Annotated in this window: 12 protein-coding genes; 8 read left to right on the forward strand and 4 right to left on the reverse strand. The window is 32.3% G+C overall.

Features of this window, described 5'->3' with window-relative positions:
• Positions 1–98: 98 nt before the first annotated feature.
• Positions 99–938, reverse strand: coding sequence for an alpha/beta hydrolase (locus EVJ46_04315; GenBank protein ID RZD16265.1), 840 nt, complete (start codon positions 936–938; stop codon positions 99–101).
• Positions 939–1082: 144 nt separating this feature from the next.
• On the opposite strand from EVJ46_04315, the gene uppS reads away from it, so the two are divergent.
• Together uppS and EVJ46_04325 are read left to right on the forward strand one after the other, a co-directional pair.
• Positions 1083–1919, forward strand: a complete 837-nt coding sequence (gene uppS / locus EVJ46_04320; protein RZD16266.1) for a di-trans,poly-cis-decaprenylcistransferase — start codon at positions 1083–1085, stop codon at positions 1917–1919.
• Between the two features lie 169 nt (positions 1920–2088).
• Complete coding sequence (locus tag EVJ46_04325; GenBank protein ID RZD16267.1) at positions 2089–3264, forward strand: MFS transporter; 1176 nt, start codon at positions 2089–2091, stop codon at positions 3262–3264.
• A 10-nt stretch (positions 3265–3274) separates the two neighbouring features.
• On the opposite strand, the gene EVJ46_04330 is transcribed toward EVJ46_04325, so the two are convergent.
• Entirely contained in the window at positions 3275–4849 is a 1575-nt protein-coding gene (locus tag EVJ46_04330) for an APC family permease (GenBank protein RZD16268.1), read from the reverse strand.
• A gap of 312 nt (positions 4850–5161) precedes the next feature.
• On the opposite strand from EVJ46_04330, the gene trxB reads away from it, so the two are divergent.
• From trxB to EVJ46_04345, 3 genes are all read left to right on the forward strand, one after another.
• A complete protein-coding gene (gene trxB / locus EVJ46_04335) occupies positions 5162–6073 on the forward strand; it encodes a thioredoxin-disulfide reductase (protein RZD16269.1) in 912 nt (303 codons plus the stop codon).
• 451 nt (positions 6074–6524) lie between these two features.
• Complete coding sequence (locus EVJ46_04340) at positions 6525–7394, forward strand: hypothetical protein (protein ID RZD16270.1); 870 nt, start codon at positions 6525–6527, stop codon at positions 7392–7394.
• A gap of 87 nt (positions 7395–7481) precedes the next feature.
• Positions 7482–8144: an ATPase gene (locus EVJ46_04345; protein ID RZD16271.1), complete on the forward strand. Its 663-nt coding sequence runs from the start codon at positions 7482–7484 to the stop codon at positions 8142–8144.
• A gap of 216 nt (positions 8145–8360) precedes the next feature.
• Here the strand turns inward: EVJ46_04345 and EVJ46_04350 are convergent, their stop codons facing one another.
• Both EVJ46_04350 and trpS read right to left on the reverse strand, forming a co-directional pair.
• Positions 8361–8738, reverse strand: a complete 378-nt coding sequence (locus EVJ46_04350) for a peroxiredoxin (protein ID RZD16272.1) — start codon at positions 8736–8738, stop codon at positions 8361–8363.
• Positions 8739–8812: 74 nt separating this feature from the next.
• Positions 8813–9874 (reverse strand): tryptophan--tRNA ligase, encoded by a 1062-nt coding sequence (gene trpS, locus EVJ46_04355; protein ID RZD16273.1) that lies wholly within the window; start codon positions 9872–9874, stop codon positions 8813–8815.
• Positions 9875–10373: 499 nt separating this feature from the next.
• Between trpS and nadA the strand changes: the two genes are divergently transcribed.
• From nadA to EVJ46_04370, 3 genes are all read left to right on the forward strand, one after another.
• Positions 10374–11288, forward strand: a complete 915-nt coding sequence (gene nadA, locus EVJ46_04360; protein ID RZD16637.1) for a quinolinate synthase NadA — start codon at positions 10374–10376, stop codon at positions 11286–11288.
• A gap of 53 nt (positions 11289–11341) precedes the next feature.
• Positions 11342–12196 (forward strand): glycine--tRNA ligase subunit alpha, encoded by an 855-nt coding sequence (locus EVJ46_04365; protein ID RZD16274.1) that lies wholly within the window; start codon positions 11342–11344, stop codon positions 12194–12196.
• A gap of 192 nt (positions 12197–12388) precedes the next feature.
• Positions 12389–14572, forward strand: a complete 2184-nt coding sequence (locus EVJ46_04370; protein ID RZD16275.1) for a glycine--tRNA ligase subunit beta — start codon at positions 12389–12391, stop codon at positions 14570–14572.
• The last annotated feature ends 156 nt before the right edge of the window (positions 14573–14728 follow it).

The raw sequence follows: 14728 nt of genomic DNA on the forward strand, positions 1-14728 counted from the left end.
AAACATAATTATTAAATTAGCATTATCAATATCAAAGAAGGGATTTTAAATTCAATTTTTAAGTTTATAACTAATACTATTGTGATGTCAATAAAAATTTATTGTTCTAAAAATTCATCTATAAAATTGTTTAGTTTACGACTGCCAAAAATAATTTCTATATGACTTTTTCTTTCTATTAAGTTTAATTTTGCGAATGATAATTTATTTTTTAAGGCCAGTATGCAATCTTGATTTATAATTTTGTCCCGTTCAGAGTATAAAATATTGAAATAAATATTTTTTTTATTTAATTCTGCAAAATCGATATCTTTATCTGATTTATTAAAAGATTTAACCGCGGCAAAATCATTTATGACAATTTTATAATGTGTTCTGTTTATGTCGTCTATAGCGTTTTTAAATTTAACCATATCATGATATGTTTCATTGGAATAAGCGTCTTTCAGAAACAGCTTAATTGTCCTATCGTAATTATTATGCAAACTTAAAATAAAGCTGTCTTTTACAGGAACCTTATCGCATCCTGCTATGAGCATAATTTTGTTAATATTTTCTGCAAAAAGAGAGGCATACCGCAAAGATATTTGAACCCCCATAGAATGACCGACCATTATAATATTATTGTTAGAGATCAGGTGCAATTTTTCAAGCAGTTCATGCAAAACCGACGAATAAAAATTAATAGTAACTTTTTTATTAATTGTACATATTGCATTTGTATTTTTTGCATAAGTTGATTTATAATGAAATGGAAGGTCAAAAGTTATAATATTAAAAAAATTGCCCCATTTCTTTTTGATATAATTAAAAATATAGAGCATAGATAAATGATTGCCGCCGGCGCCATGGACTAAAACTATAGTTTTTGCGTGTTCATTTTTTTTATGCAATATATAGAATATTTCTAATTCTTCCTGTATTGTGATAAAAGACATATTAAATTTGATTATTTCTTTTTGATTATTTCTTGTTATGATATATTATATATAAATTACATTCGTGCAGCTTAAGATTATAGTCTATCATTAATATTTTAATTTCTTTATACATAATACATCAAATATGGACTGTTTGCTAATATGTTTTTTTTGAAAAAATTAATTTATTACTATTATGAAAAAAAATTACAGAAGGAAGTATTAAACAAAAAAGTACCTTCTCATGTCGGTATTATACTTGACGGCAACAGAAGATATGCGGAAAGGAAAGGTTTTACGAATGTGTCGCAGGGACACCGTCAAGGCGCCGACAAGATTGACGAGGTAATATTATGGTGTTTGGAACTTAATATTAAAATTGTTACTATATGGGGATTTTCAACGGACAATTTTAAGAGGACGGAAGGGGAAGTAGATTCATTATTTAATATAATAAAATCTAAATTAGAATTATATATAGATTCCGATTTTATAAATAAAAATAAAATAAAAGTTAATATTATAGGCAAAAAAAATTTACTTCCCGATGACTTGAAAGACGTTATTAGACGGCTGGAAGAAAAAACAGTTTCGTATTCTAATTTGTATCTATATATAGCATTAGGTTACGGCGGCAGGCAGGAAATTTGCGATGCATTCGGCAAATTTATAGCGGATAATTTTTGCGATATATCATTTGCGGTGAAAGAAGATGAAAACAATAAAAATACATCCTCTGCTCAAACATTGTCTTGCAGCAGTTTGTCAAACCTGATAACAATCGAAAATATTTCTAAGTATATTTACGCTACAGGCGTTCCGGACCCTGAACTTATTATAAGAACAAGCGGAGAAGTCAGACTTTCAGGTTTTTTATTATGGCAGAGCGCCTACAGCGAATATTATTTTTGCGATGCTTACTGGCCTGAATTCAGAAAGATTGATTTTCTGAGAGCTATAAGAAGTTATCAGTTTCGCCAGATAAGACAGGGCAGGTAACTTACTTCAGGATGTATGTGCAGATAGCGCATTTTCAAGGTTGACACGCGGCTAATAGTTTGATAAATTAAAAAAAGGTAAATAAATATATTTGATATAAAATATCGTTTGCTATTGCTATTGCTATTGCTTACATTTTTTTATCACATTGTTATTGAAATTATACAATATGTCGTTTACTTCCGCGCAAAAAAAAACTATAGGCGCAATGAGTTCTGTCGTTGGGCTAAGAATGCTGGCAGTTTTCTTAATATTGCCGGTTTTTACCTTGTATGCCCGCCAATTTACAAACAGCTATCTGCTTATAGGTCTTGCCTTTGGAATATACGGTTTATCAAGGGCAATATTTCAAATACCTTTTGGATTTTTATCCGATAAATACGGCAGAAAGAATATTCTTTTTATAGGTATGCTGCTGTTTGGTATTTTTACTATTTTTATAGGATTTTCCTCTAATATTTTAGAACTGATACTGCTAAGATTTTTGCAGGGGGTTGCAGCCGAAAGTTCAGTAGCTTTCGCCCTCGTTTCCGATACTGTTTCAGAAAATCAAAGGGCTACCGCTCTTGCATATCTTGGAATTCCAATAGGTTTAAGTTTTGTGATAGGAATAGTTCTCGGACCGCTTCTTTCGCTATATTTCGGATATTCTTTTTTATTTTATTTTTCAGGAGCGCTCGGAATACTGTCGGCAATTTTCATCTATCTATTTGTTGAAGAGCCTAAAAATAAAAAAGTTCTTAAAGAAATAGAAATGTCTTTCGGCAGGTTTATAAGTATATTTAAAAATAAAATAGTTGCCAATCTTTCTATGCAGGGTTTTATACTATCTTTTTTTATGACCGTTTTCTTTTTTGCGCTTCCTATGATTGTCAAATCGCGGCTTGGAATGGCAGATTATTATAAAGTGTTAATTCCTATGGTCGTTTTTTCTTTATTTGCAATGATGAAAGCTTCAAAAAAAGCCGATATGGGATACGAAAGCCATTTGTTGAAATTAAGCTATCTGCTTATGGGAATTTCGGCATTGTTTGTATTCTCAAACAGCGGAACGTATTCGCTGCCTGTAATAATAATAGGAGGAATTTTATTTTTTACCGGATTTTCAATTACCGAACCTATAATGCCGTCCTTGGTTTCTTCGTCTTCCGACCCTTCTTTTGTAGGAACGTCAATGGGTATATACAATACCTTTCAATTTTCCGGAAGTTTTGCAGGAGGAGTTCTCGCAGGATTTTTATTTAAAAATTATTTTGGAATTATCCCTGTTATTTTAGTTTTGTCATCTATTATTTTATATTTTACGGTAAGCAGGATGTCCCCTGAAAAATCAAAAAATAATTAGAATAATTATGTTATTCATCGAACTCTTCGCTTATAAACTGCTCCTCCAAAATCATCTTGATTTCATCTGTTTTAATGAATGTTCTTATCGATATGCCGTAGTAAATCAGAGCTGCTACTGCAACAGTTATAATATCATACGGAAATATCAGCAAATTTATTCCGCCAAAATCACTGCTGCCTAAATACGATAAGATTATTACCGTAATTATGTAAAACAAAAACCAGAGTCCCGGTAAAAAATTTTTTTTGAAATTTTTCTTCTTGCGGTCTTTTATTATAAATATTATACATCCTGCCGCTATGCCGATAGAAAGTTTCCATAAAACCCCGAAACCGGACCAGTAAATTATTAATGTGCCGACAATAAAAGCGATTGGGGATATGATTGATGCAAAAGGAAGATAAAAAGGTCTTTTAAGCTTTGGCGTTAATTTCCGAAAAGACATCAGACTTACAGGACCGAGTATATATGTAAACACAATACTTGAAGTTATAAGTCCAACCAAGGCTTGCCAGCTTGGGAAAGGCATTATATATATTATGGAAAGACAAAATACAAAAATAAGCGAGATATATGCAATACCGTATTTATTAAATTGTGAAAGTTTACGCGGCAAAAAATCCATTTTTGACATAGCATAGCTAACCCGCGAAGTTGTTCCCATATATGTTAACCCGGTTCCGAACGGAGAAATAATAGCGCCGATAATAATAAGCACTGTCAAAAAAAATAGGTTATAGTTATTAGATAGATTTATAAAAGGCGATGAATAATTTAAGGCGTGCCAGTTATTCGATTTTACGAGAGGAACTGCAAAAATAAAACTTACTGATAACGCTCCGTAAATAATGATTCCGATAATCACCGATATTATAGTAGCCAGCGGAACATCTCTGCCCGGATTTTTAGATTCGCCCGCAAGCTCTATTGATTGCCTGAATCCTAAAAAAGAAAACATAATGCCGCCTAAAGAAATGCTTTTCATCATTCCGCTAAATCCATAAGGCATAAAACTGTAACGATTTATATAAGAAATATTATTATTTTTAAAAGCGGCATAAATTAAAGCCGATGCTGCAATTACGGGAATAGCTAATTTAAACCATGTTAGAAATGTATTAGTTTTTGCAAGAATTTTTACCCCGAATATATTAATAACAAAAAATAGCATAAGCAGAAAAAATGTTACAAATAAGCCTGAAGGCGTGAGGGAAGAATTCATATAAAGCCCATGAATATAATAATTTAAATATTGGACAGAAGCCTCCGCTTCTATTGAACTGACGGCGGCTCCAGAGATTACCAATATCCAGCTTGAAATAAAACCGAGAAGCGCTCCGTGGGTATATTTTGGATATCTGGCGATGCCGCCGGACAGCGGAAGCATGCTGCCCAATTCGCTGTAAACAAGTGCTATAAGCATTACTGCAAAGCCGCCCGCTATCCAGGAAATAATCGAGGACGGACCGGCATATTTAGCACTGAAATATATGCCGAGGAGCCAGCCCGAACCGATTATAGCGCCGGTAGAAGCAAATGTCAGCTGTAAAAGATTTAATGATTTTTTTAATGTTTTTTTCAATTATTTGCTTTCAATTATTTGCTTTCAATTATTTGATTTAAAACTTTTATTATGATTAAATATTATCAAAGGCAATATTGTAAAATTATATTTTAATTAGATTATGACTATATATTTCCCATAATTATTTCTAACTAATGCAGTAAATTATATTTGATAACACTATAAAATAGTACACAAATATTTTTTTAATTTCAATAAAATTCAATATTAAAGACAAAAAATCCGGCATTATTTTATTTAACCTGTTGTATTCTATTAATAAAATATTTAAGAAAATAATAAATAATGAATTTTAAGGAGGTATAAATTATGTATGATTTAATAATTATCGGAGGCGGACCTGCCGGCTTGTCGGCAGCTATTTATGCCTTAAGAGCCCGTATGAATATAATATTAATAGAAAAAATGGCAGTCGGCGGTCAAATAGCATTATCTGATAATATAGAAAATTATCCAGGTTTTCCGTCGCTTTCAGGCTATGAACTTATGACTAAGTTCGAAGAACATGCAAAAGGATTGGGCTTGACAATAGTATATGACGAAATAAAAGAAATAACGGATAATGTTGATTACAAAACATTAAAAGGCGCCGAAAACAATTACGAGACAAGAAGCATTATAGTCGCAGTCGGAGCTTCACCAAAAAGATTGGGGATTCCGGGCGAACTTGAATATACAGGCAAGGGAGTTTCTTACTGCGCAACATGCGATGGTCCGTTTTTCAGAGACCAGGACATTGCCGTTATAGGCGGCGGAGATACGGCAGTAAAAGAAGCGCATTATCTTTCTAAACTTGTAAAATCCGTTGTCTTAATACACAGACGAAAAGAACTCAGAGCGGAAAAAATAATTCAGGAAAGATTGAATCATGCCAATAACGTTTCGCTTAAGTTAGAGCATATACCAATTTCTATTAACGGGGATAAAGGGGTGGAGTCTATAACTATAGAAAATGTTAAGACGAAAGAAAGAAATACTATTCCGGTAAAAGGCGTTTTTATATTTGTCGGAATAAAACCGCAGACTTCTTTTTTACATAATGTTGACAAGGATGAACTTGGTTTTATTAAAGCAGACCCTTATACTTTAATGACTTCTATGCCCGGAGTTTTTTGCGCAGGAGATTCTCATTCCAAAAAACTTCTCCAAGTGGCGACTGCTGTCGGAGAAGGCGCTTTAGCGGCAACCTCTGCGGAAGAATTTGTTTGCGATATTTGTTGATTAGAATAGCTCTTATTTTAATATTTTATAGTCTTGATGTTTATTTTTCTTGACGTTTATCTTCTCATCGGTATAGAACAGGTATACATAGATTTATATAGATTTATTTATCCGAACAAAAAAATATAAAAATATTTTCTATTGCAGAATTAAGGTTATAGCCGCTTAATTTTTTCTAAATTTAAGCGTTATTTTTTAGTATTTTTATATATTATATTTTTATACATTTTATATATTTTGTGATAAATGTCATATTTAACATAAAAATTAAATTGTAGAATATTACTCATATACAACATATATAAACATTAAATATATATTATATATGCCAACTTTATAATGCGGATTAAAATATAAAGAAAGAGAACAAGAGGCAGTTAAAATGGAAGATAAAGATAAAGATAAAGATAAAAAAGAAACAGAAAATATCAATTATGATCCTTCGCAGGATATGGTTTTGACAAGGCATGGTTTTGTCAAGGGCAAAGAAAAATCATTTCTGCAAAATCCGAAAGACAAACCGTTTATCGGAATTATCGGAATTCCTCCAAAAGCTGTTATGGAAGACCTTGTTAAAAGGAATGCAATCATCTTGTCTTTAGATATGTATAAAGTCGACCAATTAATTACAGAACCTACCGAAAATATTCTTCCTAAAGCGTATTGCGCCCAAATTAAACGTATTATAGCCAATATTTTAGCTGCGACGGATTACTGGACTGAAGATGTCGTCGATTCCGTTCTTGTAGGAAGAAATCCTATATCAGAGATAATAATTGAAGATTCAGAAATATCTAGATGTAATGAAATGGGATTTGTTGCGGATTTTATTGAAAATGAATTGAAAATAAAATTGACCCGCGTTAAAAATAACGACTTAGAAAGAAAAGGCGATTTTATTTGCAAAAGCGGTATTCCTCTAGATGATAAATTCGGACAAATTGCAGGTTATTTTTATAGAGATATTGAAAAGAAAAAACCGTTCAGACCCGAATATGTCAAGCCTAAATGCGCATTTTGGGGAACGCCTCCGTGGGGAGATTTTTCATTAGCAAGCTATTTTCCGGACGAAACACATATTTACGGCTGGACGAGGTGTGTTGAAAATTTAACGCCGGGCGATTTGAAACTTGAGTTGGAATTTGACCCTGACGTGCCTACTGTTTTTTTCGCTCAAAGTTTTTGTCCAAAAGCAGGACTGGCTTCCTATCTTGCAAGCAAACATCCCAGGGGTATTTTCATAGATATGGATTTGGGGCTTACGCGAAGCACAGTGGCGAAACTTACCGCATTTTTGCAGCTTAACGGGGTTGTCGTTTAAATAAAAAAAAATAACTGAATCGCGTATTTTTGAAATATCAGGATTGTTAACAGAGATTAAATTAAAAAATCGGGCGGAAATATTAACATGATACTTTTAGATGCAGGAACTACATACGCAAAAATATTAAATACCGAAACTAATGAAAAGACCGTCAAAAAAGTTGCAGATCTTGAAAAAACATTTAAGGCGGACATAGGGACTGGGCACAATATAAGCAGATTTGCAAAACAGTCCGTAAACGAAATTATCGCGCTCTCTTACGCCGGCAAAAGATTAATAAAAGAAAAATCATTTACATTGTTAGATGTCGGCTCAAGGGACGCAAAATATGTTATTTTTGAAAACGGTAATTTTATTCATAGCGATTGGAATACCGAATGCGGGGCGTTTACAGGACAGGCTATCGAGATTCTCGGAAGTTATTTAAATTTAAACTATAATGATATAGAACCTCAGAAAGAGTTTATTACTGCCACGTGCGGACTTTTAGGGATGGGGCACGTTTTTGATATGGTCGCTTCCAGCGTTGAGCCCGGAATTGCGGCGGCAAGATTAATAAAAGGCGTATGTATGTCAATGTACAGATTTGCTAGAAAACCAGATAAAATTTATTTGACCGGCGGTTTGGTAAATAATGCGCTTTTTGTAAGGTCTATGCCTGCGGAAACAATTTGTTTAGATAGATTTACATTGCTTGAAGGTGTTCTTGAATACGCTGCAAGCAAGAAAGATGGTATAAATTTATAGAATGGCAGCATAATCATCCGGCGGTGACTACCGGTGTTTATTGATTTAAACCGGTTATTTAGTTTAATTCGGCTTACTAATTGATAAAAAGTATTAGAGATAGTAAATAGAATGGTAAACGGAAACGGCATATTTAATTTTTCAAAATATAAATAATATAGCGGATATAACTGTAGAGGACAGATTTAGGTCTGTCCTCTTAACGGTATATTAATTTTAGTAAGCCAATACTTTTACGTCGTCATCCATAGCCATTTCGACGACATAAGCTCCGCCGACGACCCCGCTGCATTCAGGTATGAGGTCATCTTTCGTAAAATCGTTTAATTCTAAAGCAGGTGTGCATACTTTAAAAACAACCCCGGCTTCGTAGGCATCTTTAATGAAATCATATACAGATTTAGGACTGCCTTCTTTTACCCTTAAATTTTCTGCTACGCCTTTTTTCATAAGAAGTCCTGCATCCGCAGTAAGTATCATTTCAACTTCATAATCCATAGTAGCAGCAGCTGCAGCTTGAAAAAACGGTGCGCCTAACTGGTGCGGATTTTCAGGTGTTGTGTTTTGAAGCATAATAAATAATTTGTTTGCCATGTTTTTCTCCTCATTAAAGTTAAGTTAAGTTAATTTAATTTGTCCCCGCTTAATTTTATTTTTAAATTAATAAATTAATAATTAATTTTCATATTTTCTTTTACTTCCTTGAGAGTTTCAGATGCAATTTTTTTTGCCTTATTTGTGCCGGCGAATAAAATGTCCCAGACTTCGGAGGCTCTTTCTTTATAATATTGCCGTTTTTCATTCATAGGTATTAAAATATTTTTAATTGATTCGTGGAGATTATTTTTGCACTGTACGCAGCCTATTGAACCGGCAATACAGTCGTGTTCAATATTTTTTGTTAAACCGCTCTCAGAAAAAGTTTTATGATAAGAAAAGATAGTGCATATATCGGGATGTCCAGGATCTGACGGATGTATACGCGACTTATCGGTGAGGGCTGTTCTTATTTTAGACTTTATCGTGTCAAAATCATCAGATAGAAAGATTGCGTTTCCGTAAGACTTGCTCATTTTCAAATTTCCGTCGAGACCTATTAGTTTTGGGAACTCGCTTAAAAGAGCTTCCGGTTCAATCAAAGCTCCGCCGTAAAGTTCGTTGAATCTTCTCACTATTTTTCTTGAAAATTCTATGTGAGGAAGCTGGTCTATCCCTACGGGGACTAAATCTGCTTTAAATATAGCTATGTCTGCGGTTTGGCTGACAGGATATCCTAAAAAACCGTAATTAAGCTCTTTATACCCTCTTTCTTTTGCCTCGGTTTTAATAGTCGGGTTGTGCTTTAATGCATTTATCGAAACAAACATCGAGAAGAAAATTGTCAGTTCTGCTATCTCATTAATCATAGACTGAATTATAATTGTAGATTTTTCAGGCGCAATTCCGACGGCAAGATAATCCAATGCAACATTAAATATGTTTTGCCTGAGAAGTTCAGGATGGTCAAAATTTGTAGTCAAAGCCTGAACATCGGCAATTAATATAAACGTATCGTATATATTTTGCAGAGCGACTCTATTTTTTAAAGAACCGCAAAAGTGTCCTAAATGAAGAGGTCCTGTAGGTCTGTCCCCCGTTAATATTCTAGCGTATGATTTTCCGGAAGTATTTTGTGTATTTTCGAATTTAAATTCCGATGCTACGGCAGAATTCCGTTTTGTATTATTCATTATTCGGATATTATAATATTCTTTTATATCTAAAATCAAGTTTTTGTTTAATTGATTAAATAGGAACAGCTGCCATTTTCTTATGATTTTGTTTTTTTAGTGAATTTTTTATTAATAATAAATCTCATTATTTTACCGTGATTATATTACCTGCAACCAAGTTATATTATATGCTATCCAACATTTATATATATAATTTTTATACAATTACGGCTGAAAAATCTTATTGCGGAAAAGGTGTCAGATTAATTTTTTTGCAAATATTTTCTTTGTTAATTGAATTACTCCATATGCAAAAAAATAAAATCTGACACCTTTTCCTTATATTTTGCTTAACCGAGCAAAGAAATGCATAAATATTTTCTATTGCAGAATTAAAGTTATAAAATGCTATTGTTATTATAATAATAAATATGATAAAATATGAGTTTAATTAATTAAAAAAATAAAAAAAATGCAACACATAAAAGTCAAGCGATAAAAAAATATGGAAACAGAAATGACAGGCAGCGTAATCAAAAGAAAGCAAAACTTGTTAAAAGAATTGCTTAAAAAGAAAAATGCTATTTTGCTGGCACATAATTATCAGAGAGATGAAATTCAAGAAATTGCCGATTTTCAGGGTGATTCTCTTGAATTATCTATCAAAGCAAATCAAACTGATGCCGATATTATAGTTTTTTGCGGCGTGAGATTTATGGCGGAAAGCGCTGCAATAATGAATCCGGACAAAAAAGTCATATTGCCTGCCGAAAATGCAGGATGCCCTATGGTAGATATGATTACTGTTAAAGATATATTGAATATGAGAGCCGAATATCCTGACGCCGCAGTGGTAGCCTATGTCAATACTTCAGCCGAGTGTAAAGCCGTAAGCGATATCTGCTGCACATCGGCAAACGCTGTTAAGGTCGTAAATTCATTGCCCAATAAAAAAGTTATAATGATCCCCGATAAAAATCTGGGAGACTATGTTCAGAGATTTACGCAAAAAGAAATAATAAACTGGCCGGGGTTTTGTCCGCCTCACAACAGAACAACTCCCTCAGATATAAAAAAATTAAAAGAAAAATACCCCGGCGCATTATTTGTTGCGCACCCGGAATCTCCGCATGATACCATAGACGTCGCAGACAATGTTTCTTCGACTTCAGGTATGTATAGATATGTAAGGCAGACTGACGCAAAATATTTTATTATAGGAACGGAAAGAGGTATAATGTATAAAATGAAAACCGAAAATCCAGACAAGGTTTTTATTTCAGCGCATAAAGGTCTCGTTTGTCCTAATATGAAAAAAACACATTTAGATAATATAATAGACTCCCTTTCTAATATGAAAAATATAATCGAAATTCCTGAGGATGTCAGGCTAAAAGCCAGAAAATCAATTGAAAATATGCTTGCGCTATAATGAATATAAAAATAAAAAGGTAAGGAAAAATTAATAATAATAAAAAAAATCATATAAATTTCCAAGATTTAATTTTTAAACTCCAAAGATACTGGTCTGATTTTGGCTGCGTTATTATGCAGCCGTATGATATGGAAGTCGGAGCGGGCACATTTTCTCCCTATACATTTCTGAAATGTCTAGAAGAAAAACGTTGGAAGGCGGCTTACGTTCAGCCTTCAAGGAGACCCACGGACGGCAGATACGGAGAAAATCCTAACAGATTGGCAAGGTATTATCAATTTCAGGTTATTTTGCAGCCGTATATTAAAGACATTCAGGAAATATATTTAAAAAGTCTTAAAACATTAAATATCAACTCTAACGAGCACGATATAAGATTCATAGAGGACGATTGGGAATCACCTACGCTTGGCGCATGGGGACTGGGTTGGGAAGTCTGGATTGACGGCATGGAAATATCTCAATTTACCTTTTTCCAGCAAATCGGCGGCATAGAACTTGAAAATATAGCTATTGAAATTACGTACGGATTAGAAAGGATAGCAATGTATCTGCAGGAAAAAGAAAGCGTATTCGATTTATCATGGAATGATTATTTAACATATGGAGATATTCATAAAGACGATGAATATGAAACATCAAAATATAATTTTGAATTAGCGTCCGCCGATGCATTATTTGCACTTTTTAATATTTACGAAAATGAAGCAAAAGTAATTTTATTCGATAAAAAATTGGTTAAACCGGCGTATGAATATTGTCTCAAATGTTCGCATGTTTTTAATCTGCTTGACGCAAGAGGGTTTATTAGCGTTTCAGAAAGAATGAATTATATATTAAAAGTAAGGACGCTTGCAGAGCAATGTGCCTTAAAATATAAAAATCAGCTATCGCATAATATATAATATACATAGACAGTCATCATCGGTTTAGACAGCGGGAGATCCACGTGTCAGGCACAATATTTTTATACAGATTTAATTTTGTACAAATTTGTATTAGTAAATTTGTATGAATAAACGTATAACTAAAGATAAATGTGTAGAAATATAAAATAATTGTATAACGTATAAAATATATAAGATAAAATATTATTTATGAGCGAATTTTTATTAGAAATAGGTTCAGGCGAGCTTCCATATCAGGAGGTTTCAGCATTTCCTCCCAGACTTTCAGAGTCGTTTAAAACTTTTTTTGCAAAGGAATTAGATTTTAAAGATGATGAAAATAAAAATGTTGAATGTTATTCAACATCCAGAAGGGTAGCCCTGTTAATTAAAAATATACCTTTGAAAACGGAAGATAAAGAAGCAGAAATAATCGGACCTCCTCTAAAAGTCTGTTATATGCCGGATGGCAGTCCGGCAGCCCCGCTGATGCAATTTATAAAAAAAAATAATATAAAAAATGATAAAAAAATTTATGCCGTGAGCCAGAAAAAAGGTGAATATGCAGCTTATAAAACAATTATTAAAGGAAGAAATACAGAGAAAATATTATCGGACAATATCCCTTCTATTATTAATAAGTTACCGTTCAAAAAATCTATGCGCTGGTCGAATGCCGACGTAAGATATCCGAGACCGATTTTATGGATTCTCGCTTTATTTGACGGCAAAGTTGTACGATTTAATTATGGAGACTGCAAAGCAGGCAATTATTCATATATTTCAAGAAAAGATTCGTTTTTAAAATCATTTGTAAAAATTGAAAATATAAACGATTATATTGAGAAACTTAAAAAAGCAGGCATAATACTAAATAATCTCGAAAGAAAAAATTTTATAGAAAAAGAGTTAATAGATAATGCAAAAAAAATTGAATGCGTATTTGAAGACGACAGCAATCTTATTGATGAGATTACCGGAATTACTGAAAATCCGCATGCAGTGCGGGGGCAATTCGACAAAAAATTTTTACATATACCTCATGAGCTTTTATCTTTGGCTATGAAAAAACATCAAAGATTTTTTCCGTTATTTGCAAAAGAAAATTCTAAACTTATGCCTTATTTTATAGGCGTTGCAAATATAACTTCAAATTTGCAGCATGACGAGCCGAGGGATAATAACATCTCGCGGGGTTATTCAAGAGTTTTGGCGGCAAGATTAAACGATGCGGATTTTTTTTATAAAGAAGACGTAAAAAAAAATATAGAGTATTTTATAGATAAAACAAAGGATGTTGTTTTCTATAAAGGTCTCGGCACATACTATGAAAAAACGGAAAGACTGAAACAACTTGCTCCGTACATTTTTGAGAATATATTCGGAAACAAGAAGGCAGTTTCTTCGGCAGTTTCTTCAATAGACACGACAGAAACATTAACCGCAAATATTAAAAATAAAAAAATAATTGAAAGATGCGCATCTTTATTAAAATTTGATTTGACTACGCATGTTGTATATGAATTTCCGGAACTGCAGGGGGTTATAGGCAGAATTTATGCAAATAAATTTGGAGAAAGCGAAATTGTCGCAAGAGCCATAGAAGAACATTATTATCCAACGATGAAACATGGGAAAAAATTAATGCCGGCAGATAAATTCGGTGATATTTCGGCAATTTCCGACAAATTTGACACCGTTTTGTCATTTGCAATGCTTAATAAACTTCCTACCGGCGAATCTGACCCTTTTGCTATAAGAAGAGCAATGATAGGCATGATTGAAATTTTGCTTGAAAAGCAATATAGCATATCATTAAATAAAATATTTGATTTTTATTTTAATAATTTTTATAAAGGTAAAAGTTTAGATTTAATAAATTTAAAAGATATTTTTATTTTATTTGCCAAAACAAGATTTAAAAATATAATGCTATCTTTAAATTATAATTTTGATGAAATATCGTCTGTAGCAGACGATATTTTTTTTGATGATATTTACACATCTTATTTAAAAATAGATTTTGTGTCTAAAAATAAATTACATGAATATATGTATGATTTAACATTTGTTTTCAAGAGATTGAATAATATTACTTTTAATTCAGGCAGCACAGTTTTTTTTGATAGCGAAAAATTAATTTTAAAAGAGGAAGTATCTCTTATTAAATCATATGAATTTATTAAAAATGAATCTCATAGATATATTAAATTAAATAATTATTATAAATTAATGAATTTATATCATGAAATAGTACGTCCTGTTAATAAATTTTTTGATAATGTGATGGTTAATGTTGATGAGTTAGATTTAAGAAATTCAAGAATAGGTCTTTTGAATAGCATACTGCTCGAATTAAAAAATTTATGCGATTTTTCTAAATTGTCATATTAGCTTAGCTGCATTATACCGTTAGTATAAATTAAAACGGTATATCAATATTAATTGGTGATATGTCTGCTAAAGCACGGAATTTAGATTAATATAATTTTAGCTATATAATTCATTATAATTAATATTTAAATAAATAAACCTGGGAGGAAAATTTCA

This window comes from Candidatus Acididesulfobacter guangdongensis (assembly GCA_004195045.1).
Lineage (GTDB): Bacteria > SZUA-79 > SZUA-79 > Acidulodesulfobacterales > Acidulodesulfobacteraceae > Acididesulfobacter > Acididesulfobacter guangdongensis.